At 39.2% G+C, this 20,689-nt stretch carries 24 protein-coding genes; 10 read left to right on the top strand and 14 right to left on the bottom strand.

What is annotated here, in order from left to right:
- From NSP_RS25195 to NSP_RS07445, 7 genes are all read right to left on the bottom strand, one after another.
- Window positions 1-192 (bottom strand): transposase (locus tag NSP_RS25195; RefSeq protein WP_231859554.1); only part of this gene is annotated, 192 nt, incomplete at its 3' end.
- A gap of 277 nt (window positions 193-469) precedes the next feature.
- Complete coding sequence (locus tag NSP_RS25190) at window positions 470-742, bottom strand: helix-turn-helix domain-containing protein (protein WP_231859553.1); 273 nt, start codon at window positions 740-742, stop codon at window positions 470-472.
- A complete protein-coding gene (locus NSP_RS07465; RefSeq protein ID WP_006195580.1) occupies window positions 726-1,328 on the bottom strand; it encodes an IS607 family transposase in 603 nt (200 codons plus the stop codon). The genes NSP_RS25190 and NSP_RS07465 overlap by 17 nt, the downstream gene beginning before the upstream one ends.
- A gap of 55 nt (window positions 1,329-1,383) precedes the next feature.
- On the bottom strand, window positions 1,384-1,710 hold the full coding sequence (locus NSP_RS07460) for a type II toxin-antitoxin system VapC family toxin (RefSeq protein WP_006197091.1): 327 nt from the start codon (window positions 1,708-1,710) through the stop codon (window positions 1,384-1,386).
- Window positions 1,710-1,952, bottom strand: a complete 243-nt coding sequence (locus NSP_RS07455) for a hypothetical protein (RefSeq protein ID WP_006197092.1) — start codon at window positions 1,950-1,952, stop codon at window positions 1,710-1,712. Before NSP_RS07455 ends, NSP_RS07460 begins: the two co-directional genes overlap by 1 nt.
- A 58-nt stretch (window positions 1,953-2,010) precedes the next feature.
- Entirely contained in the window at window positions 2,011-2,856 is an 846-nt protein-coding gene (locus NSP_RS07450) for a metal ABC transporter permease (RefSeq protein WP_006197093.1), read from the bottom strand.
- Between the two features lie 330 nt (window positions 2,857-3,186).
- Entirely contained in the window at window positions 3,187-3,987 is an 801-nt protein-coding gene (locus NSP_RS07445; RefSeq protein ID WP_017803946.1) for a metal ABC transporter ATP-binding protein, read from the bottom strand.
- An 88-nt stretch (window positions 3,988-4,075) separates the two neighbouring features.
- Here NSP_RS07445 and NSP_RS07440 point away from each other — a divergent pair, with 88 nt between their 5' ends.
- Complete coding sequence (locus tag NSP_RS07440) at window positions 4,076-5,053, top strand: metal ABC transporter substrate-binding protein (protein WP_006199307.1); 978 nt, start codon at window positions 4,076-4,078, stop codon at window positions 5,051-5,053.
- Window positions 5,054-5,168: 115 nt separating this feature from the next.
- Here NSP_RS07440 and NSP_RS07435 read toward each other — a convergent pair whose 3' ends face one another.
- On the bottom strand, window positions 5,169-5,390 hold the full coding sequence (locus NSP_RS07435) for a type II toxin-antitoxin system HicA family toxin (RefSeq protein ID WP_017803945.1): 222 nt from the start codon (window positions 5,388-5,390) through the stop codon (window positions 5,169-5,171).
- Window positions 5,390-5,629: a type II toxin-antitoxin system HicB family antitoxin gene (locus NSP_RS07430; protein ID WP_017803944.1), complete on the bottom strand. Its 240-nt coding sequence runs from the start codon at window positions 5,627-5,629 to the stop codon at window positions 5,390-5,392. The genes NSP_RS07435 and NSP_RS07430 overlap by 1 nt, the downstream gene beginning before the upstream one ends.
- A 125-nt stretch (window positions 5,630-5,754) precedes the next feature.
- Here NSP_RS07430 and NSP_RS07425 point away from each other — a divergent pair, with 125 nt between their 5' ends.
- From NSP_RS07425 to NSP_RS07400, 6 genes are all read left to right on the top strand, one after another.
- Window positions 5,755-6,819 (top strand): nitrilase-related carbon-nitrogen hydrolase, encoded by a 1,065-nt coding sequence (locus NSP_RS07425; protein WP_006198392.1) that lies wholly within the window; start codon window positions 5,755-5,757, stop codon window positions 6,817-6,819.
- A 44-nt stretch (window positions 6,820-6,863) separates the two neighbouring features.
- Window positions 6,864-8,282, top strand: coding sequence for an aldehyde dehydrogenase family protein (locus tag NSP_RS07420; RefSeq protein WP_006198393.1), 1,419 nt, complete (start codon window positions 6,864-6,866; stop codon window positions 8,280-8,282).
- Between the two features lie 47 nt (window positions 8,283-8,329).
- Window positions 8,330-8,773, top strand: a complete 444-nt coding sequence (locus NSP_RS07415; RefSeq protein ID WP_017803943.1) for a DUF3598 family protein — start codon at window positions 8,330-8,332, stop codon at window positions 8,771-8,773.
- 276 nt (window positions 8,774-9,049) lie between these two features.
- On the top strand, window positions 9,050-10,438 hold the full coding sequence (gene hisS / locus NSP_RS07410; protein WP_006198395.1) for a histidine--tRNA ligase: 1,389 nt from the start codon (window positions 9,050-9,052) through the stop codon (window positions 10,436-10,438).
- A gap of 186 nt (window positions 10,439-10,624) precedes the next feature.
- Window positions 10,625-11,632: a zinc-binding dehydrogenase gene (locus NSP_RS07405; protein WP_006198396.1), complete on the top strand. Its 1,008-nt coding sequence runs from the start codon at window positions 10,625-10,627 to the stop codon at window positions 11,630-11,632.
- A gap of 151 nt (window positions 11,633-11,783) precedes the next feature.
- Complete coding sequence (locus NSP_RS07400; RefSeq protein WP_006198397.1) at window positions 11,784-12,182, top strand: nuclear transport factor 2 family protein; 399 nt, start codon at window positions 11,784-11,786, stop codon at window positions 12,180-12,182.
- A gap of 35 nt (window positions 12,183-12,217) precedes the next feature.
- Here the strand turns inward: NSP_RS07400 and purU are convergent, their stop codons facing one another.
- From purU to NSP_RS07375, 5 genes are all read right to left on the bottom strand, one after another.
- Window positions 12,218-13,072 (bottom strand): formyltetrahydrofolate deformylase, encoded by an 855-nt coding sequence (gene purU / locus NSP_RS07395; RefSeq protein ID WP_006198399.1) that lies wholly within the window; start codon window positions 13,070-13,072, stop codon window positions 12,218-12,220.
- A gap of 18 nt (window positions 13,073-13,090) precedes the next feature.
- Window positions 13,091-13,702, bottom strand: coding sequence for a DUF4340 domain-containing protein (locus NSP_RS07390; protein WP_006198400.1), 612 nt, complete (start codon window positions 13,700-13,702; stop codon window positions 13,091-13,093).
- 79 nt (window positions 13,703-13,781) lie between these two features.
- A complete protein-coding gene (locus NSP_RS07385) occupies window positions 13,782-15,638 on the bottom strand; it encodes a GldG family protein (protein WP_006198401.1) in 1,857 nt (618 codons plus the stop codon).
- A 265-nt stretch (window positions 15,639-15,903) separates the two neighbouring features.
- On the bottom strand, window positions 15,904-16,716 hold the full coding sequence (locus tag NSP_RS07380) for an ABC transporter permease (protein WP_006198403.1): 813 nt from the start codon (window positions 16,714-16,716) through the stop codon (window positions 15,904-15,906).
- Window positions 16,717-17,712: an ABC transporter ATP-binding protein gene (locus tag NSP_RS07375; RefSeq protein WP_006198404.1), complete on the bottom strand. Its 996-nt coding sequence runs from the start codon at window positions 17,710-17,712 to the stop codon at window positions 16,717-16,719.
- Window positions 17,713-17,900: 188 nt separating this feature from the next.
- Here NSP_RS07375 and NSP_RS07370 point away from each other — a divergent pair, with 188 nt between their 5' ends.
- The 3 genes from NSP_RS07370 (at window position 17,901) to NSP_RS07360 (ending at window position 20,663) form a co-directional block, all read left to right on the top strand.
- A complete protein-coding gene (locus tag NSP_RS07370; protein WP_006198406.1) occupies window positions 17,901-18,374 on the top strand; it encodes a helix-turn-helix domain-containing protein in 474 nt (157 codons plus the stop codon).
- Window positions 18,375-18,430: 56 nt separating this feature from the next.
- Window positions 18,431-19,474: a DUF262 domain-containing protein gene (locus NSP_RS07365; protein ID WP_017803942.1), complete on the top strand. Its 1,044-nt coding sequence runs from the start codon at window positions 18,431-18,433 to the stop codon at window positions 19,472-19,474.
- A gap of 151 nt (window positions 19,475-19,625) precedes the next feature.
- Window positions 19,626-20,663, top strand: a complete 1,038-nt coding sequence (locus NSP_RS07360; protein ID WP_231859552.1) for an MAE_28990/MAE_18760 family HEPN-like nuclease — start codon at window positions 19,626-19,628, stop codon at window positions 20,661-20,663.
- The last annotated feature ends 26 nt before the right edge of the window (window positions 20,664-20,689 follow it).

The following is a 20,689-nucleotide window of genomic DNA, read 5'->3' as shown; positions in this document are numbered from 1 at the left end:
GGCAATCTTCAGATGCAATTTAGCAATTTTTAGTTGTGCTTTTCTCCAATTGTTTGAATTGATAACTTTATTTCTGTTTAACCATTGCAACCTGCTTAATTTAGATTCATATTTTTTGTAAGACTTTGCACCTTCTATAATTTCACCTGTTGATAGAGTAGCTAAATTTTTTACACCTAAGTCTACTCCCACAACTTTGAGGTTTTTATTATCTTGTTTTTCTACATCAAATCTAAAACTAATAAACCATCTATTAGCCTTACGACTAATGGTTACTGATTTAATTTCTTTTTGTAGGTAGTCTTTCTATAACTTTGGTAGAACTCCTATCTTCGGTACTTGTTATTTTATTTTGTACTCTAAATTTTTAGTACACTACCCTCTAAGGTAAAGCTATCATGTTTACCCTTTCTTCTTAAATTTAGGTCACTCCTGATATTTTTTTAAAGTCACCTATCCCATGCTGTTTTTAAAGTCTCGTAGAGCTTCTTGTGGTGCTGATTTTGAACATTCGTAATACCAGGGATTTTCTACTTTTTACTAATGCTACTAACCATTTATGTAAATCAATAGCAGTAGGAAATTTTATTTTGGAATTAGGATTTAACTTATTGTGCTCTAATATCTGTTTGGTAAGAGCTAATCCCCAATTCCAAGCATGACGAGCAACACCACAATGTTGAAGTAGTTGGGTACGCTGATGGTTATTGATTTTTAACTCAGTTTTAAAGCCGAACAGCAACTTCTTTCAACTCCTCTATAATTTTCTTGTTTTTGTGACTTCTAGATCCATACAGTCTGGCACTAAAAACTGTAATTATTTCTAAAACATCTTGAGCTAAGTCTTCTTCAAAAGTTGAGTCTTCAGTTCTATTGATAATTACTATTTCTGTTCCAAAATGTTCACACAAACTAAAAATTAATTCACTACCAAATCTCAATAGTCTATCTTTATGGGTTAAAACAAGACGTTCAAGTTTACTATCAACAATTAATCGGATTAATCTCTTTAATCCTTTTTTGCTGTAGTTTAAGCCTGAACCTAAGTCTTCTATAATTTCAAATTGCCAACCATTTTGAGCGCAAAATAATTCAACAACTTGCTTTTGTCTTTCTAGGTCTTCTTTTTGGTCATGGCTAGAAACTCGACAGTAACCAATGGTGTAAGATAAATCAGGCTTGATTCCTAACAATTGAGCTAAATCATATCTTCTATGACCACTAGCTGTTCTTTCGGGAATTAATTTACCTTCTGTTTCCCATCTTCTGAGTGTGGAAACACTTACACCTTTTAACTTTGCTGCTTCAGATATAGATAACTTACTCATATAACTACTATAGCATAGCATTTAAGTAGTTATGAGTAAGTATGGATAAATATTTCTAATCAGTTCCCAACCCCATGACTTTGTTAGTAGTCACCACACTTAACCAAGTTGGAAAAATCTGCGCGGATTCCTCTAGTAATTGGAAACGATCAAGAAGTTGGTCTATTGTGCTTCTCGTTTGTTCTACAGTCCAGCCCAAACCATTCACTTCAACTGGTCGTGTAGCAACAACCCAAAACTCAACAAGCACTTGCGCTGTAATATAGCATTCGTCTTCCTGTGTCAGCAAACAAGATATTGCATTTGTTGCCAGGTCATGATGCACATCATTCGGGTTGCAAAAACGCATAACAACATTGGTATCAAGCAGATATCTCGTCATTATTCGTAAATGCTATCACGGCTAAAAGCTTCATCAGGTAGACTTGGAGTGTTTTTAGGCAGTTGCGAAACCCATTTACGAAACTCTTTAGCCCGTTCTGTTGGTGTTGCCCTTTGCCAAAAAGGAGTAGGCACAGTATTTTCTTTACTCTTAAACTCAATGAATTTGATAAAGTCAGCTATTTGTTTGAGTTGTTCTTCGTTGAATTTGTCCAGTTCTCTTTTTAGCTTTTCTCGCAGCATAAATAATTAACTGTGGGAAAGTATATAGTATATATATTTATATCGTAACCGATTTGCGCTATTTCTGATTTATACTTGGGGTAAAAATCCCATGTCTGGGACTAAAGAGTAATGCTAACAGAAATAATCCTGATACTACTAAAACGATGGCGGGACCGGAGGGTAAGTTATAAAAGTAGCTGAGGTACATCCCGCTAATACTGGAAATTACCCCAATGAATGCGCCTAAAATCATGACTTGATGTAGGCGTTTAACTAACAGATAGGCTGTTGCTCCGGGTGTAATTAACAGTGATAATACTAATACGACTCCTACGGTTTTCATGCTGGCAACTATGGTTAAGGCAATGATTAGCATGAGTCCAAAGTTTAGCTGATTGACTGGTAAACCTGCGGCTTGTGCGCCTAAAGGGTCAAAGGTGTAAAATAACAGTTCTTTATATAATAAGAAAATAACTATTAAAACTATAGCAGCAATGATGGCGGTGTCTCGTACTTCGTTAGATGTCACGCCGAGAATGTTGCCAAAAAGAAAGTGATTTAAATCGATTTTTTGACTTTTTTGAATAACAGTAATTAAGGTGATACCGAGGGCGAAAAATGCCGAAAGGACTATCCCCATTGCTGCATCTTCTTTGATTGGCGATCGCGTTTGAATCCAGGCGATCGCCATTGTACTCACAACTCCGGCTATAAATGCGCCAAAATAGATATTTCCTCCTAGCATAAAGGCGATCGCTAATCCTGGCAATACTGAATGGCTGATAGCATCACCCAGTAACGCTAGTCTTTGCACCATCAAGTAACTACCCACCACTGCACACAGCAAGCCGACGATAATCGCAATTATGAGCGATCGCTGCATAAAGCTGTATTGCAATGGCTCAATTAATGCTTGGATCATAATAGTTCTTACTCAGATAAAATAATTGCAGCCAATCTTTCCTCAACTTCTTGAAGATAATCTGTTAAACCTGTATTTACACCTCTTTCACGTAAAATTTCTAAACTTGTATCTTCCCAGCACAGTTTTTCCCTACGAGTCCATGTAATCGGGAACTATCGAAATTAAGTTCTGTAGATTTATGGCTTTTGAAATTATGAAGTATTACTTTTTCTAGCATATCTTTAAATATAACAGCAGTTAATATACCTGACGCTAAAATCAGGTATCTGTATGTTTTTGACTTATACAACCATAAGTATTTATACGAAACGCAGAGATAGGAAAAATTTACGCAGCGTTATCAAAGTACATTACCTGACCGTTATAGGCACGATAGAGATTTTCCTTTGTCAAAACTTGCTGCCGTAAACCTGTAGCAATTAATTCCCGATTCAGTAAAATTAAATCATCAAAGTGGGTAATAGATTCGCCTAAGTCGTGATTAACTACTAGGACAATTTTACCAGCCGCCGCCAGTTCATGGAAGACTGCAAAAATCACCGCTTGGGTTTTTTGGTCAATACCTACGAATGGTTCATCAAAACAGTATATATCTGCTTGCTGTGCCAACGCACGGGCTAAAAATACCCTTTGCTGTTGTCCTCCGGATAATTCTCCTATGGGGCGATCGCAATGTGCAAACATTTCCACACGTTTGAGGGCATTTTTGGTTTCCTGGCGACTAACTGCGGAAAAGCTACGTAACCAACCTGTCTTTTTTACCCTTCCCATCATCGCCACATCCCAAACTGTCGCCGGGTAAGTCCAGTCAATTTGACTACGCTGTGGGATATATGCAACTTTCTCTAGTTGCTGCATTAAAGGTTTAGCCTCATACAGCACTGTACCGCTACTGAGAGGAACTAAGCCCAGCATGGCTTTCATTAAGGTACTTTTTCCCGCTCCATTCGGTCCAAAAATCCCAGTAATTCTACTTGCTTTAACAATACAGTTAACGTCTCTTAAAGCTTCATCTGTCCGGTAATGCACCCCGACATGGGCAATATTAATACTTGGAGATGTGGGTGTATGGTTGTCTTGCATGGAGTAGACAGAATGGGCTTTTAAGGGAAAGTTAACAGTTCTCATTTTGGGGAATACCAGGAAAAATGAAAAGAATATGAGAATAGTGTAACCTGAAAAATGAGAAAAATATGATAACCAGTCTAACAAGTATATGAAAGCAATTACTCAATCAAAAGCTAGATCATATTGGCAAGCTGTGGTAGGAGTTTTGTTAGGAATTTCCCTCGCAGGGTGTAACCAAGTAGACAGTAACCGCATATCTGGGGGGATAGATGACAAGGCGCAAGTAGTTGCAACTAGCACCATTATTGCTGATTTAGCTGAAGAAATTGGGGGAGAAGAAATTCAGTTAACTGGTATTCTCGAACCAGGAGTTGATCCTCATATTTATGAACCGACACCAGCAGACAGCCGGGTTTTAGAAACAGCCGATTTGATTTTGTATAACGGCTACAACTTAGAACCAGGACTGATTAATTTAATGAATGCGGCTGGTGAGAAGGCGCGGAAGGTAGCGGTGGGGGAAGTGGTCAAACCTTTACAGTTAGATGGATATGAAGGAAAAGTTGTCCCAGATCCTCATGTTTGGGGTAATGTAGAAAATGCGATCGCCATGACAAATATCATCCGAGATGAGTTAATTAAATTATCCCCCACAGACGAAGCGGAATTTACTCAAAGAGCGTCAGAATTAACTCAGGAATTACAGCAGTTGCATAACTGGATTAATCAACAGATACAAACAATTCCCGCAGACAAACGCCAACTTGTGACAACTCATGATGCTTTTCAATATTATGGTAACGCTTATGGTTTGGCGATCGCCGGCACATTAATTGGGATTAGCACAGAAGAACAACCCAGCGCCCAAACAGTAACGCGTTTAGTAGAGTCAATCAAAACCAACAATGTCCCCGCAATTTTTGCCGAAACGACAATTAACCCAGCCTTAATTAAAACCGTTGCTCAAGAAGCAGGTGTAAAATTAGCACCCAGAGAACTATACGCTGATTCCATTGGCGAAAAAGGCAGCGAAGGCGATTCTTACATCAAAATGATGGCAGCGAACACCCGCACCATTGTAGAAGCATTAGGGGGCAAATACACCCCATTTCAGCCCACAAATTAATTCTAGACAATTTCATTTATACGGGTATACACAGAAAACACCCGCACTTCGGCAAACTCAGTGACCACCTGTGGGGGTTTAAATCATATTCGCCCAAAATTTTGAGAATAGTCTTTCAAATTTCTAAAAATATATCGATATCCACTTGAGCTTGCTTTAAAATATTTCTCAGCGTTCCTTCCTTAATCTCGCGATGATGAGGAATGGTTGTTTTCTGATTAGTTTCTGCGTTAAACCAAATTTCATGATCTCCCTTAGCTGAACGATAAAATTCAAAACCTAATGTTCTAAATTTTCGCGTCACTTCTCGATAAGAGAAACCTGCCAATCTACCCATTAGACCTCCATAATCAGAGGATATTCAAATTGAGATGGCAAGTCTTTTAAATTCAAACTAGCGTTTTTTCCTTTTTCCATATCTAATAGCACCTGAGCTACATCTTCAGCAATTTCCAATGCTTCTTGTAGTGTTCTACCTTCAGCTACTAAACCTTGGATATCATCACTAGTAGCCACAAAATAGTCTTGCCCATCTTCAGTAAATTTTTCAATATTCAGTCTAATTAATTTTTTCATTTTTTTGATTAATTAACTCAGAATACAGATTAATTTTATCACTCTTAATTCTAGTTGAGTGTATGATAATAATCAATATTAAAAGTTTCATTTAAAAGCAAGTTTTTGGGGAATCAGCCAACAGTATGGCAGATAACACTGATAAAATTGAATCATTTCGAGCCTTAGCGCTGCAAGTTAAATGTCATGCAGTCAATTTAGCAGGCGATAGCGAAGCGCTCCGTAGGAATCGCCAAGCAACCAGGCTATTAATGCTAAACTCAATCAAGCGCTTAGAGCAACAAATTGCTGCTAGTATTGCCTTTATTGGCTTAGACTGTCGTTTAATCGTCTTACCAGAATATTTCCTCACAGGTTTCCCAATGGGGGAAGCGTTAGCTGTGTGGGGAGAAAAAGCCTGTTTAGAAATGGCGGGTGCTGAGTATGAAGCCCTAAGTAAAATTGCCCAGAAACATCAAATATTTTTAGCTGGTAACGCCTACGAACTCGACCCCAATTTTCCGGGATTGTACTTTCAAACCAGCTTTGTGATTGACCCCTCTGGTGAGATTATCTTACGCTATCGACGGCTAAATTCCTTATTTACGCCTACACCCCACGATGTTTGGGATAAGTATCTCGATTGCTATGGTTTAGAGGGAGTATTTCCCGTTGCAAAGACAGCAATTGGTAATTTAGCAGCGATCGCATCAGAAGAAATTTTATATCCAGAAGTAGCGCGGTGTCTAGCAATGCGGGGCGCAGAAATTTTTCTCCACTCCACATCAGAAGTATATGATAATACATTGACCCCTAAAGATGCAGCGAAAATCTCTCGTGCCGTAGAAAATATGGCTTACGTAGTCTCAGCTAATACAGCAGGTATAGATAATATTCCCATTCCCGTCGCTTCGGCAGACGGTGGTTCTAAAATCATTGATTATCGGGGAAAAGTCCTAGCACAGGCAGCTACAGGCGAGAGTATGGCAGCTTTTGCCGAGATTGACTTGGCAGCATTACGACGCGATCGCCGTCGTCCAGGGTTAAATAATTTACCATCACGCCAAAGATTTGAGCTATACGCCCAAAGTTACAGCCAGTCACACTTTTACCCAGCAAACACCATGCTGAATCAAGAAGTAGACCGCAAACACTTCATAGAAACGCAACAAAAAACCATTGAACGTTTAGCCAAATTGGGCATAATTTAACTGTAATAGGGGGATGAAACATCACAACTCACGACTAATCACTAATGACTAAACCAATCGAAGTCCGTAACCCCCGAACCGGAGAATTTGATTATATAATTCTTCCTCCGCCCCCCAGGCTGTTAGTACACAAATGTAACCGCGCCCGAAGAGCGCAAATTCACTGGAAAAACATCGGTTTAGAAGCCAGAATTGACGCTTTACAGCAATGGAAACAAGCCATAATATATGGGCGCGAACAGCTGACAGAGGCTTTGGTAAGTGATACAGGCAGATTATCAACCTCAGTCTTAGAAATAGACTCTTTTCTGTCTAGCATTAACCGTTGGTGTAGGTTAGCACCAGAATTACTCCAAATCTCCGCCAAAAATACAGCCATCCCCTTCATTACCCTGCAACAAGCATCAGTACCTTACCCCCTAGTAGGAGTAATTAGCCCCTGGAATTTTCCCCTGTTACTGTCTACAATTGATACTATTCCCGCATTATTGGCAGGTTGTGCCGTCATCGTCAAACCCAGTGAAATCGCTCCCCGCTTCGTCGCCCCACTGATAACAGCCCTGAATAACGTCCCAGACTTGCGAGACGTACTCAGTTTTGCTGAAGGCGCAGGTGAAACAGGTGCTACCCTAGTAGAGAATGTAGATTTAATCTGCTTTACAGGCAGTGTCGCCACAGGACAAAAAGTCGCAGAAGCCGCAGCTAGAAGGTTTATTCCCGCTTTTTTAGAATTAGGGGGAAAAGACCCCGCCATTGTTTTAGAATCAGCCGATTTAGAATTAGCCACCTCAGCAATTTTGTGGGGTTCAGTCGTCAATAGTGGACAATCTTGCCTTTCAATTGAGCGAATTTACGTAGCCGAATCCATATTTGAAGAATTTTATCATCAACTGGTAGTCAAAGCCCATCGTTTGCAGTTAGCCCATCCCAGAGTTGACAGTGGAGAAATTGGCCCTATTATTGCCGAAAAACAAGCCGCAATTATTAACGACCATCTTTTAGATGCAGTATCCAAGGGCGCATTAATACATTGTGGCGGTCAAGTAGAAGAATTAGGCGGGGGTTGGTGGTGTCGTCCCACAGTTATCACCCAGGTAAACCATTCCATGAAAGTGATGACAGAAGAGACTTTTGGCCCCATCATGCCAGTCATGCCATTTCCCACAGTTGAAGAAGCGGTATACTTAGCAAATGACTCCATATATGGACTGAGTGCTGCGGTGTTTGCCGAGACGGAAGCAGAAGCTTTAGCAGTGGCTGACCAAATTGATGCAGGTGCTATCAGTATCAACGATGCTGCTTTAACTGCCATCATGCATGAAGGAGAAAAGAATTCCTTTAAATTCTCCGGTCTTGGTGGGTCACGCATGGGACCAGCGTCAATCAAACGCTTCCTGCGAAAAAAAGCATTTTTGATTAAGACTAACTCTAGTAATGACCCTTGGTGGTTTAATGACCAGTAAAAAGACGAGGAAAACCCTAGTCAAACCCACAATACAGGAAATATCAAATGTCTATGATTAAAGTAGAAATGCCCGTAATGGCGCGCCATGAAGGAGAATGGTCTGGTGCTTATACACTGGTTGATACAGAAGGAAAAATTCTGGATAAATATACTTCTCATTTAAGCTGTAAATTCAGAGAAAATCCTCCCTTTTCTTACCACCAAATAAATCGCTATCAATGGCCTGATGGTAGAAAAGAAGAACATCATTTTCCGGGAATATATCGTGATCAAAAAGTATGGTTTGACACCGAACGCCTTGATGGTTGTGCCTGGGAAGTAGACGATACTACTATTATGTTTCGTTTCGCATTTAAAGGAATGCCCGACGCATATTTATATGAAACAATTTTCCTAAGTCCTTGTAATAATTTTCGCTTCCGCACTTGGCATTGGTTTAAAAATCATCAAGTCTACCAACGCACCTTAGTACAAGAACAGCGAATATAATTTTTTGATGAATTATGCTGTTTATGGTGCATAAAAATTCGTAAATGTGCCTTTATTTAAATGAAGAAAAATTGGATATTTCGCTAAAGTATCACAATTGGGGAGGGAATAAGAATTAATTGACCACAGATAAATCCTACCATTTCCTTCTTCCTTCCTTTCTTTCTTCCTTCGTGTCCTTCGTGTCTTCGTGGTTCGTTTCCTCATAAATTTTCTTATTCATCCAACAAGCGCTATAATTTAAACTTCCAAACTCATACTTAACAAAGTAAAAACATGGCAAAAAGTGACAAAATAAACTTTTCAACACCCAGTGGATTTCCCGAATTTCTCCCCAGTGAAAAACGCTTAGAAGTATACTTATTAGATAATATTCGCAAAGTATTTGAAAGCTACGGATTTACACCCATTGAAACACCCGCAGTTGAACGCTTAGAAGTTCTCCAAGCCAAAGGAAATCAAGGCGATAATATTATTTATGGTATTGATCCTATATTACCACCAAATCGGCAAGCTGAGAAAGAAAAAGCCGGCGAAACAGGTTCAGAAGCTAGAGCTTTAAAGTTCGACCAAACTGTGCCTTTAGCAGCTTATATTGCACGTCATTTAAATGAATTAACTTTTCCCTTTGCGCGTTACCAAACTGATGTAGTTTTTCGGGGAGAAAGAGCAAAAGATGGGCGTTTTCGTCAGTTCCGTCAGTGCGACATTGATGTAGTTGCTCGTCGTGAACTCAGTTTACTGTATGATGCTCAAATGCCTGCAATTATCACCGAAATATTTGAAGCTGTAAACATTGGTGATTTTCTAATTCGTATAAATAATCGCAAAATTCTCACAGGTTTTTTCCAATCTGTGGGAATTGCAGAAACTAAAATTAAAGCTTGTATTGGCATTATTGATAATTTAGAAAAAATTGGGGAAGCTAAAGTTAAGCAAGCTTTAGAAACAGAAGGAGTTATCCCTGAACAAACTCAAAAAATAATTGATTTTATTAGTATTAATGGCAGTGTTGAGGAAGTATTAGATAAACTCAAACATTTGGCGGAAAATCTCCCAGAGGCGGAACAATTCAATCTGGGTGTAACTGAGTTAGCAACTGTAATTACAGGCGTGCGTAACCTGGGAGTCTCTGAAAATCGGTTTTGTATTGATTTATCTATTGCTCGTGGTTTGGATTATTATACGGGTACAGTTTACGAAACAACTTTGTTAGGACATGAGGCTTTAGGTAGTATTTGCTCTGGCGGCAGATATGAAGAATTAGTTGGGACTTTTTTGGGCGAACAAATGCCTGGTGTGGGTATTTCTATTGGTTTGACTCGTTTAATTAGTCGTCTGTTAAAAGCTGGTATTCTTAATACTTTGTCTGCTACACCAGCGCAGGTGATGGTGGTGAATATGCAAGCAGATTTAATGCCTATTTATTTAAATGTTTCTCAAGAATTGCGGCGGGCTGGACTTAATGTGGTAACTAATTTTGATAAACGTCCATTGGGTAAACAATTTCAACTGGCTGATAAACAAGGTATTCAATTCTGTGTAATTATTGGTTCTGAGGAAGCCGCAGCGCAAAAGTCTTCTCTTAAGGATTTAAAGTCAGGTGAGCAAATAGAGGTTACACTGGAAAATTTGGCTGGGGAAATTAAAAAGAGGCTTGGGTAAATGAAATCTTTTTTATCACGCAAAGGCGCAGAGGCGCAAAGGAAGAATTTTAAAGTTGTATGAAAAACTTCGTTAAAAAAGCATTTTTAGATAAGGAATGCGGATTTAATAAAATACAGAACCTCACCCCCAACCCCTCTCCTTACTAAGGAGAGGGGAGATTTTGACGCAAGTTAATTAAGTACTATGGAAGCAAAAATTTACAAGAAACTAATTGCTAAACGGTTTAGCCACGATTTTAAATCATCTGTGGAAGTTGTGGAGGTTCCTATTCCTGAACCTACAGGTAACGAAGTTTTAATTCGGAACCAATTTGCGGGTGTTAATGGCGGTTTTGATACTTTGCTTTGTCGCGGTGAAGTTCCTTTTGCTAGTTTAATTCCACCTTTTGATGTGGGTGTGGAAGCGGTGGGAGAAGTGGTGGATGTGGGGGAAAATGTCTCAGATTTTAAAGTGGGTGATACAGTTCAAACTATTGCTCGTGGTGGTGGTTATCGTGAATATCAGGCTGTAGATTCTAAATTAGCATTTAAGGTGCGTGAATCTAGACCAGAGGTGTTAACTTTAATGCCTACAGGTGTATCAGCTTTGGTTGCACTTGAACAAGTCGGTGAGATGAAAAGTAACGAAGTTGTTTTGGTGACGGCGGCGGCTGGTGGTACTGGTCATATTGCTGTACAATTGGCGAAGCTAGCCGGTAATCATGTGATTGGTACTTGTGGTTCTGAGACTAAGGCAGAGTTACTTAGGGAATTAGGGTGCGATCGCATTATCAATTATCGTCAAGAAAATCTCCACCAAGTCCTCAAACAAGAATACCCCAATGGCATTAATTTGATTTTTGAGTGTGTGGGTAAAGATGTTTTTGATACCTGCGTTGATAACTTAGCCGTGGGGGGACGTTTAGTAGTGGTGGGTTTTATCTCTGAATATGCGAAGCAACCAGAAAAAGTTACCCAACCGCGCATTTATCAGCAGTTATTTTGGAAAGGTGCTTCTGTGCGTGGCTTTCTCATGCCTCATTATAGTCCATATTTAGCCGAGGCAAGCGATCGCCTCTCAAATCTCTTCTACTCAGATAAATTAAAAGTTGCGGTTGACCCAACGCAATTCCTTGGTATAGAGTCTATCCCTTCTGCTGTAGAATATCTCCTGAGTGGTCAAAACTGCGGCAAAGTAATTGTCACATATTAAGTATAAATCCTGGTAAATCATCACTTTACCAGATGGGATATAGCGAAGGATTCATCTGTGTTCATCTGTGTTCATCTGTGGACAATAAATTCTTCTAAAACCTATTTATAACGGAATAGCTGTAATATTATATCCATAATTAGAGTTGAATATGTCAGAAAATTCGGAAAAAACTTTAAAAATTGCTCAACAAGGATTTGACCATTTTACCCACGGTTTAGCCACAGGAGAGTGGTCAGCCTTTCTAGATATGCTTACAGAAGATTTTACCTTTTGGTTCCCAATGGGCAAATTTCACGGTTTAAATGAGGGTAAAGACCGCGCTAGAGAGTTTTTTCAATATGTCTCAGAGTCTTTTAATTCGGGTATTCAGCTTACTTCTTTAGACTCAGTTACCAGTAATGAAACAACTGTGGTTTTTGAGTTTCGTGACGAGGGACTATTATTGAATCAGCCTTACAAAAATCGGGTTGCTGTTTCTTTTGATGTGCGTGGAGAGCAAATTTCTGGCTATCGGGAATATTTTGGTAGTGATGGTAAATCTTTTTAAACGCTGATGAAGCCGGATTAATGGGTTTTTGATTTTTATCCAAATACTACTGTTCTATTAGTATATACTAGGACTCGATTTTGTAAATGCAACCTCACGGCTCTGGCTAAGACTACTCTTTCTAAATCTTTACCTTTTCTAATTAAGTCTTCAATTTCATCGCGGTGGCTGACTCGTACTACATCTTGTTCTATAATTGGTCCAGCATCTAAATCAGCAGTTGCATAATGGGCTGTAGCTCCAATAATTTTAACACCACGTTCAAAGGCTCGATGATAGGGATTTGCTCCTACAAAAGCTGGTAAAAATGAATGATGAATATTAATGATTTGGGGAAATTTGTCAATGAAATCTGCGCTGACAATTTGCATATATTTGGCTAAAACTACTAAATCAATTTGATATCTTTGCAGTAATTCTAGTTGTTGCGCTTCTTGTTCGGCTTTGTTATCTTTGGTTATCGGAATATGATGGAAATCTATGCCAAATTGCTCTGCTACTTCCTTTAAATTAGCATGATTACTCATTATTAGGGGAATCTCTGCGGCAAATTCTTGGGCGCGTTGTCGCCAAATTAAATCAAATAAACAATGGTCTTGGCGACTCACCCAAATGGCAATCCGTGGTATACTATCAGAAAAGTGTAATTGCCATTTTGCATCTAAAGGTTGTGCGATCGCATTAAATGCCGGAGCAATAAATTCTCGTGGTAAATTAAAACCATCTAACTGCCATTCAATCCGAGTCAGAAATAACCCAGCAGCAAAATCTGTATGCTGGTCTGCATGAATAATATTACCACCATTAGCATAGATGAAATTGGCAAATTTGGCAACTAATCCTCTGCGGTCAGGACAGGAAATGAGTAAGGTAGCGGTGGGTTTGGTCATGTAACCAGTTGTTAATTTTTAATTTTTAATTGTTTCATTTTCTGGACTTTTTTTGTCCTCACTTGTATCTTTAGGTGGTTGCCATTCTGAAAGTTCCCGATTTACGGCATTGGCAAAATCTCTAGATACTAGCAAGACATTTATATTATCATTTTCTGGGGTTCCTGCATCAGCTTGAGCATACAAAAAACGATTGTTAAAGTCAGGTTTACCCAAAATTAGCTGATGAGTTTTCTGATTTTTTAGGTTAATATTAATAGTGGCGAGTGGTTGCTCTAAACCAAATTCTGCGCGTTGGTTAGCTGGAATTGATAAAGTGCGATCGCTTTCACCTTTAACTAACAAATTCGTTAAATAAGCCACAATAGCATCATTTGCTGGTTCTGTAGTCGGATATGTTAGCAACCACCGGGAATTTTCCGCTTCAGTGTTACGTTCTAAATTCAGAGTGATATCTTGGGTTTTGACTGTTAAAGATTGGATATCATCTTCTGTAAACGAGAAAATTTGCTGCTGTTGTTTCTTAACTTCTTCTCGCTGAGTTTTACCTTGAATTTCATAGAAATAAACGAAACCACTCAAACCCAGCGCTAGTGATATTAAAATTAAAGTTGTTCGTGGTAATTTCATCTTCAATTATGAGTTAAATGAAAGTAAAAAGTAGAAATATTTAATTCTAACTTTTTACTTTTTACGGTTTACTTGTTAATTATCTCCGTTTCCACCACATAATAGCCGCAGTGACTAACCCCATGAGAGGTAGTAATAACAAAGATGACAATGTTAAAAGGTTAGCTTGGACGATATTTAAATTAATTCGACGGTTTCTTGCTTCCTTGGGGCGAATGGAAAGAAGTTGTTGATCTTGTTGACTCAACCAAGTAACTGAGTTGAGAAACACATCTCCATTCAGTTGTTGTTGAAATAATCCATCAGTTGCAAAATCTGAATCTCCAATTACTACTAACCGTGACTCAATTTTAGGTTCTTCGGACTTATCTTCGGTTGTGGAATTGGAGTCAGTTTCACCTTCAATTGTGGGTGTGGGTGAAGCTTCGGGAGTTGGTGTGGGTGTGGGTGTGGGTGAAGCTTCGGGAGTTGCTTGAGTTTCGGGAGTTGGTGAAGCTTCGGGAGTTGCTTGAGTTTCGGGTGTGGGTGTGGGTGTGGGTGTGGGTGTGGGTGAAGCTTCGGGAGTTGGTGAAATTTCGGGTGTGGGAGTTGGTGAAGCTTCGGGTGTGGGTGTGGGAGTTAGTGAAGCTTCGGGTGTGGGTGTGGGTGTGGGTGAAGCTTCGGGAGTTGGTTGAGTTGTAGCTGGAATGGTTCTCGTCAAAGCCACACCCAAAGTCAGAGAACCTGGGGTGTCTGTTTGGGAGTCGAACTCTAATTTTTCGCTTTTTAGGTCACTTTCCGCCCAACTCTGAGGATAAGGTTGAGTTTGCAGTAGGGCTGTAGCCTCAATATCAGGTACGGTGTTAATTTGTAAAGGTCTTGCTAATTGATAAAAGGAAATACCATTACCAAACTCTGCGGTTATGGGATGTTTTCCGTAATTGGTGACAATGGGAACAGCAGGGCCAAGTCCCACACCTGTCCCAGAAACATCCACTACTAAACGATTATCTAAGCTAATACCCCACTCTTGCAGCAAGCTGTCGAGATTGGTATCAGTATTGGGGTCAATCATTAATAGTAAATTTCCACCACGATTGAGATAATTTTGTAAGGCTTTGACTTCGTTATCAAATAATTCTTGTTTGGGACCAGCTACTACAACAACAGCAGCATTTTCTGGAACTTGGGAAGTTTCCACTAGATTCAAGGGAGATGCAATATAATTTATATCATCTAATGACTGAATGGCTTGTGAAATTCCCCCCTGACCAGATATGGGTTTTTCTCCATGTCCTTGAAGAAAGTAAATTGGAGTCGTGGTCGTAGTGGTAATTTGTTGCAAACGATTTGTTAATCTAACTTCTGATAAACGTTCATTGACATTTAACTTTTGCACTAATTGGCGATTATCTCCAGATTCTAGATAAACTTCCCCATAGTCTTGAACACCAAACTTATTTGCTAGTGTTGGTCGAGCTTGGGGGTCAATATATTCAAACTGAAAATTTGAACTTTGTCGCCGATAGTTTTCGAGTAATTCGCCGTCTAGGGGATTTCTATTAACATCAAATACCCACACTTTGACTGATTGCGGTAAGCGACGCACTAAGTTTTGAGATTGAGGCGATAGGGTATATAATTGGGCTTCTGTTAAGTCTTGACGCAGGTTATAGCGAGTCGCCAAAAAGTTAACTAACCCTAAAATGACGAATACTGCGACAATGGCAATGAGGGCGTTAGTACTAGCTTGAGTAGAACGACTATTCCACCATCGATTTTGCTGACTTTGTAATACTATCCACACTCCACTGATGACAGTTCCAGTAATTATAAAAATTAAGGGAATAATTCCCCAGTTTCCTGAAACTAACCCAGATGTTAAGCCCGCAGCCACTAAAAATGGCCCTAGCCAAAATAAATATTTTACCAGTTTCTTTTTTTTGATGATATTCATGTTATTTCATTACTTACGCAAAATTATGAAAAAACGAACCACGTTCGCGAAGCGTCTCCCCTTCTCCCAAAGGGAGAGGCTAGCGCCAAGGGAGAAGACACGTTCGCGAAGCGTCTCCCCTTCTCCCAAAGGGAGAGGCTAGCGCCAAGGGAGAAGGACACGAAGTCAAGAGGGTTTCAGAGAGTTCTTGCGTAAGTCCTATATTTGTCATTAATCATGAGTCATTAGTTATTAGTCTATTAATTAACTATTAATTAACTATTAACTACCGACGTTGAAAGCGTAGTGCATCAATTGACTGGGCTGTGAGAAAGATGCCTAAAAAAATGTAACTGGTAAATAGAATCAAGGCGCTAGTATCAAAAATACCTTGGATGAGGGTATTGTAATGTTTTAATAATGAGAAATGTCCCAATATTTCTCCGGCTGAACCACCGATACTTTTGGCAATTACATCAACCAACAATAACAATAAAACGAGGGCGAATGTGAGGACAGCAGAGAGAATTGTGCTGTCGGTGAGGGAGGAAATAAACATTCCTAATGATAAGATGGCGGCTGCTAGCAAGATTAAGCCCAAATGCCCTAGTAAGGGAATGGTGAGGGACATGGGAGGATTTGATTCCCCGATGGCGATCGCCTGAAAGACAAACAATGGTAAAATCAGGGTGGTAAAAAATGTCAATACCCCTAATAATTTACCTACAGCTACCGCCCAGTTAGTGACTGGTGAGGTGGCTAAAAGTTCCAAAGTCCCGCGCTTGCGTTCTTCGGCATAAAGTCCCATTGAGAGAATTGGTAAAATAAATAACAATAGCCAACCCATGCGATCTAAAAATGCCCGGACAAACTCGTAGGGAACATCTATGGGTGGAACTGGTATCCCTAGTTGCTGTTGTTGTAAGTCTATTTGGGCGACTGCTGGCAAAATTCCATCTGGCCCTAGTAAAATCATCACAAAGAATAATCCGCCGATGAACCAAAATACACTAGCGATCGCATAAGCTAACGGTGAGATAAAATAACTCTGTAACTCTCGGCGATAAATGGCAATAATATTACTCAGAACTATACCCATTTATGCTGCTTCTCCTTCATTGGTTTCTGATTCTGCAAGGGATTCTAAATTTTTTTCTTCTGTAGTCAATTGCAAAAATACATCTTCTAGGGTAGCGCTGACACGTCGCATTTCATATAATCCAAAATCGGCATTTAGCAAAGTTGTAGCAATATCCTTTCCCGGTTCTATTCCTGGTTGTGATATTACCCGCAGGTAGGCGCGGTTGTCGCTCGATGGTTGATGACTCGAAACAGATTCTACCAGACTTACACCTGCCACTTTTTGCAATACTTGTTTTGCTAAACCACTATCACCCTCAATTTCTAATTCATATCCTGAGCCACCTGCCAACTGTGTCATTAAATTTTCTGGGGTATTAGTTGCTACTAAGTTACCTTTGTTAATAATTGCCACCCGGCTACAAGTCATACTCACCTCTGGCAAAATGTGGGTAGACAGAATAATTGTGTGCGTACCAGCGAGACTTTTAATTAAATTCCGTACCTCAATAATTTGTCGGGGATCAAGTCCTACTGTCGGTTCATCTAAAATAATCGCTGGGGGATCATGAACAATGGCTTGAGCAATGCCGACTCTTTGGCGATATCCTTTAGATAATTTGCGGATAATGACTTTGCTCTTATCTTCTAAGTTACAGCGTGTGATGGCGGCTGTTACCTTTTCGGTGCGATCGCCTGCGGAAATGCCCTTAATTCGTGCTACAAAATGTAGAAACCCTTCCACGGTCATTTCTGGATATAACGGCGGTGTCTCGGGTAAATAGCCAATGCGTTGGCGCACTGCGAGAGAATCTTCATTGACATCAAAACCAGCAATTCTGGCTTTACCCTCTGTAGCTGGGAGATAACCCGCTAAAATCCGCATGGTTGTAGTTTTACCAGCCCCATTCGGCCCTAAAAAGCCTAAAATTTCCCCAGGTTCGACGCTAAAGGTAACATCATTAATCGCTGGGGTGGAACCGTAGGTTTTACTGAGATGTTCTACTTCAATCATTTTTACTTTATTAGGCGATCGCTCAGATATACAATACTCAATAATCTTAGATCATGAAGGGATTAGGGCTGGAATCAGGTCAGGCTTTTTCGTTCATCTCGTCTATTTCGTTTATTTTGAATAAATATTATAATAGGTGATATATATCGCTATAACTTTGAGATCAAAATAATCACAGGCTAGTATTTATGGCACTGAATGCTCACGAAATAGTAGGATGTGTTGCACCCACAGAAGAAGACACGACTTTGGCACAAGCTAGTAGTCAAGCCTTGGCATCCTATATACAAAATCATCAGATTGAGCAGACAATCAAAGTCCTGTTCCATGAAGGCATGAGTGAGACAATAACTATACCAGCATCTGCATTTCATTTGCTTGTTGATATTTTGACCCAGATGGCCAAGGGAAATGCGGTGACACTTATCCCCGTTAAGAAGGAACTTACAACTCAAGAAGCTGCTGATATTCTCAATGTCTCGCGCCCTTATTTAGTAGATTTATTGGAGTCTGGAGCAATTCCCTTTCGCAAAGTTGGGACACGTCGGCGAGTGCGTTACGAAGATGTCATAGACTACAAAAACCAGATTGATGCTCAACGAATGCAGACTCTTGAAGAACTCGCTGCTCAAGCTCAAGAACTCAAGATGGGATATGACTAATTATGAAGCATTAATTCCCAACCTAGAAATAACCACTTTTATAGAGGATATAGATCATGAATCTTGCACCAACAGAAGCAAAAATGTGGGAAAAAGCAGCTTCTAAAAAACAAATTAGAATGTCTGATGCTGAGATAAATGAAAAGTATGAATCTGGTGAACAAAGAATATTGACTGAAATGAATCGGGAGAAGCTACCAAGCTTTGTTGAAGCCTTAAAAAAACCTAGATATATGGATGTGCGTCCTTTTTATCAAAGAAGAACTCGGTGGGATGAAACGATGCAATCAAGACTAATCGAGTCATTCTTGATTAATATTCCTGTTCCTCCAATTGTTCTTTATGAGAAAGAGTTCAACTGTTATGAAGTCATGGATGGTCAACAAAGAATTACTGCTCTCCATGATTTTTACGATAACCGTTTAGAATTGACAGGACTAGAACTTTGGCCAGAACTGAACGGAAGAACCTATGCTAATCTTCCTGCCAAAATTAGAGCAGGTATTGATCGTCGCTCCATATCATCCATAGTTTTGATTACCGAATCAGCATCAAATCCTGAAGAAGCGTTACTACTAAAGCAACTTGCTTTTGAAAGACTAAATACAGGTGGTGTTGCTTTAAGTCGTCAGGAAATACGTAACTGTCTGTATTATGGTAAGTTTAATCAACTCTTACTTGAACTAGCAAATAATTCTATCTTTGCGGATGCTTGGGGAATTCCAATTGATAATGAGCAACAACTAAATGATAACAATCTATACAAGAAGATGGAAGATGCCGAATTAGTTCTTCGTTTTTTTGCATTACGCCATGTAGAAGATTTTCGTAGAGGACTGGAAGGATTTATGAATCTATATATGATGAAAAGTCTCAATTTTTCTGATGAAGATATCGATATTCTCAAAAATATTTTCCTCCAAACTATAGATTTAGCACATCAAATATATTCAAACAATTTATTTAAGCCCTTTGATCCCAGTTCTGAAACATGGAAGGAAAATGCTTATAAAGCTTATTATGATGCAGTTATGGTCGGATTCAGTAGACATTTGGTAAATGCAGATACTTTAGTAGAAAAAAAAAATAATAGTAATTGAAGAGACAAAAAGGCTATTTAGAGAAGATACATCAAAGCTATTTACAGGTGGAGGTCGAACTCAGTCTGATATTAAAAAGAGAATTAGATTATTCGATGAAATGCTATCCCAAATCATCGCAGGTTAAAGAGCGATGTTTGAGGAAATTTTAATGACAGCAAAAGTTAATATTAATACTGTCCGTTCCATTATTAAAACTAATAATAGGCTGATGGAGATTTCGTTTGCTTCCGGTGCTTTATTTAAGACGAAAATATGCGAAGAAACAGAATTAGTCCTCAATGAACTTTTGCAAGATATACCGAAAGCGAGAGAATGGAGAATTTACGATCAATGTGCTGTATTAACACGCTTATATGCAATTTATGAGCGTTTTGTAGAAGAATTAATTAGTGATTGGTTAATACTTTTACCAGGATTATATCCCTGCTATTCAGATTTGGAGAAAACAATCAGAACTACTCACCAGCTAGGAGTAGGAAGATTACTGACTGAACTGAACAAAAGCAGGTATGAACGCCTTACTGTCAAGAAAGTTATGCAAGGTTTATTTGATGGGACTACTGGTGAGAAAAAGTATGAATTACTGCCAGATGCTTTTCTCATTCATGAACAGAACTTACGCCGAGAAACTTTAGAAAGATTATGTGCAAATGCTGGTATATCAAACGCTTGGGCATGGGTTGAAAAACATAGATCCATCAAATATTTTTTAGAAGAAATTAGAGGAGATCAGAATAGTGCGGAAGGAGAACTTAATGAATTTATTAGCTATCGTAATGATGCAGCACACGGTTTCCCTGATGAAGTTCTAGGGGCTAGTACATTATTAGAATTATGTGACTTTGTAGATGCTTTGTCCCAAGCACTTGCTGAGTTAGTAACTTATCAGGTGATTAAACGCAAGGAATCAATAGGGCAGATTAGAGAGATTGGCAAAATTACTGAGTGGTTCAAGAAGTCTAATGCTGGAGTTGCAAAAGTTGGAGAAATTAAGTTATCCGTTGGCAACAACCTTTTATTAGTCAGTGAACAGACATCTTGCTGCTATTTGGTTGCTATCAACAGTATTCAAATTGATGGTATTTCAGTGAATGATTTACAAACAACTACTGGGATGGAAGTTGGGTTAAAGTTTGACTTGAGTGCTAAAGAAGGGTTGCGTTTATATCAATTAGAATTTGAATAACATCGACACCGCGTTGGCGTAAATTG

The sequence above is a fragment of the Nodularia spumigena CCY9414 genome (assembly GCF_000340565.2).
In the GTDB taxonomy this organism is placed as follows: domain Bacteria; phylum Cyanobacteriota; class Cyanobacteriia; order Cyanobacteriales; family Nostocaceae; genus Nodularia; species Nodularia spumigena.
The sequence above is the reverse complement of the archived record's forward strand: the minus strand, read 5'-3'. Positions and strand labels throughout refer to the sequence as shown.

Excerpts from the sequence above, each read along its gene's own strand:
- NSP_RS07465 (WP_006195580.1), bottom strand. The coding sequence starts at position 1,328 with ATGAGTAAGTTATCTATATCTGAAGCAGCAAAGTTAAAAGGTGTAAGT.
- NSP_RS07460 (WP_006197091.1), bottom strand. The coding sequence starts at position 1,710 with ATGACGAGATATCTGCTTGATACCAATGTTGTTATGCGTTTTTGCAAC.
- NSP_RS07455 (WP_006197092.1), bottom strand. The coding sequence starts at position 1,952 with ATGCTGCGAGAAAAGCTAAAAAGAGAACTGGACAAATTCAACGAAGAA.
- NSP_RS07450 (WP_006197093.1), bottom strand. The coding sequence starts at position 2,856 with ATGATCCAAGCATTAATTGAGCCATTGCAATACAGCTTTATGCAGCGA.
- NSP_RS07445 (WP_017803946.1), bottom strand. The coding sequence starts at position 3,987 with ATGAGAACTGTTAACTTTCCCTTAAAAGCCCATTCTGTCTACTCCATG.
- NSP_RS07440 (WP_006199307.1), top strand. The coding sequence starts at position 4,076 with ATGAAAGCAATTACTCAATCAAAAGCTAGATCATATTGGCAAGCTGTG.
- NSP_RS07435 (WP_017803945.1), bottom strand. The coding sequence starts at position 5,390 with ATGGGTAGATTGGCAGGTTTCTCTTATCGAGAAGTGACGCGAAAATTT.
- NSP_RS07430 (WP_017803944.1), bottom strand. The coding sequence starts at position 5,629 with ATGAAAAAATTAATTAGACTGAATATTGAAAAATTTACTGAAGATGGG.
- NSP_RS07425 (WP_006198392.1), top strand. The coding sequence starts at position 5,755 with ATGGCAGATAACACTGATAAAATTGAATCATTTCGAGCCTTAGCGCTG.
- NSP_RS07420 (WP_006198393.1), top strand. The coding sequence starts at position 6,864 with ATGACTAAACCAATCGAAGTCCGTAACCCCCGAACCGGAGAATTTGAT.
- NSP_RS07415 (WP_017803943.1), top strand. The coding sequence starts at position 8,330 with ATGTCTATGATTAAAGTAGAAATGCCCGTAATGGCGCGCCATGAAGGA.
- hisS (WP_006198395.1), top strand. The coding sequence starts at position 9,050 with ATGGCAAAAAGTGACAAAATAAACTTTTCAACACCCAGTGGATTTCCC.
- NSP_RS07405 (WP_006198396.1), top strand. The coding sequence starts at position 10,625 with ATGGAAGCAAAAATTTACAAGAAACTAATTGCTAAACGGTTTAGCCAC.
- NSP_RS07400 (WP_006198397.1), top strand. The coding sequence starts at position 11,784 with ATGTCAGAAAATTCGGAAAAAACTTTAAAAATTGCTCAACAAGGATTT.
- purU (WP_006198399.1), bottom strand. The coding sequence starts at position 13,072 with ATGACCAAACCCACCGCTACCTTACTCATTTCCTGTCCTGACCGCAGA.
- NSP_RS07390 (WP_006198400.1), bottom strand. The coding sequence starts at position 13,702 with ATGAAATTACCACGAACAACTTTAATTTTAATATCACTAGCGCTGGGT.
- NSP_RS07385 (WP_006198401.1), bottom strand. The coding sequence starts at position 15,638 with ATGAATATCATCAAAAAAAAGAAACTGGTAAAATATTTATTTTGGCTA.
- NSP_RS07380 (WP_006198403.1), bottom strand. The coding sequence starts at position 16,716 with ATGGGTATAGTTCTGAGTAATATTATTGCCATTTATCGCCGAGAGTTA.
- NSP_RS07375 (WP_006198404.1), bottom strand. The coding sequence starts at position 17,712 with ATGATTGAAGTAGAACATCTCAGTAAAACCTACGGTTCCACCCCAGCG.
- NSP_RS07370 (WP_006198406.1), top strand. The coding sequence starts at position 17,901 with ATGGCACTGAATGCTCACGAAATAGTAGGATGTGTTGCACCCACAGAA.
- NSP_RS07365 (WP_017803942.1), top strand. The coding sequence starts at position 18,431 with ATGAATCTTGCACCAACAGAAGCAAAAATGTGGGAAAAAGCAGCTTCT.
- NSP_RS07360 (WP_231859552.1), top strand. The coding sequence starts at position 19,626 with ATGACAGCAAAAGTTAATATTAATACTGTCCGTTCCATTATTAAAACT.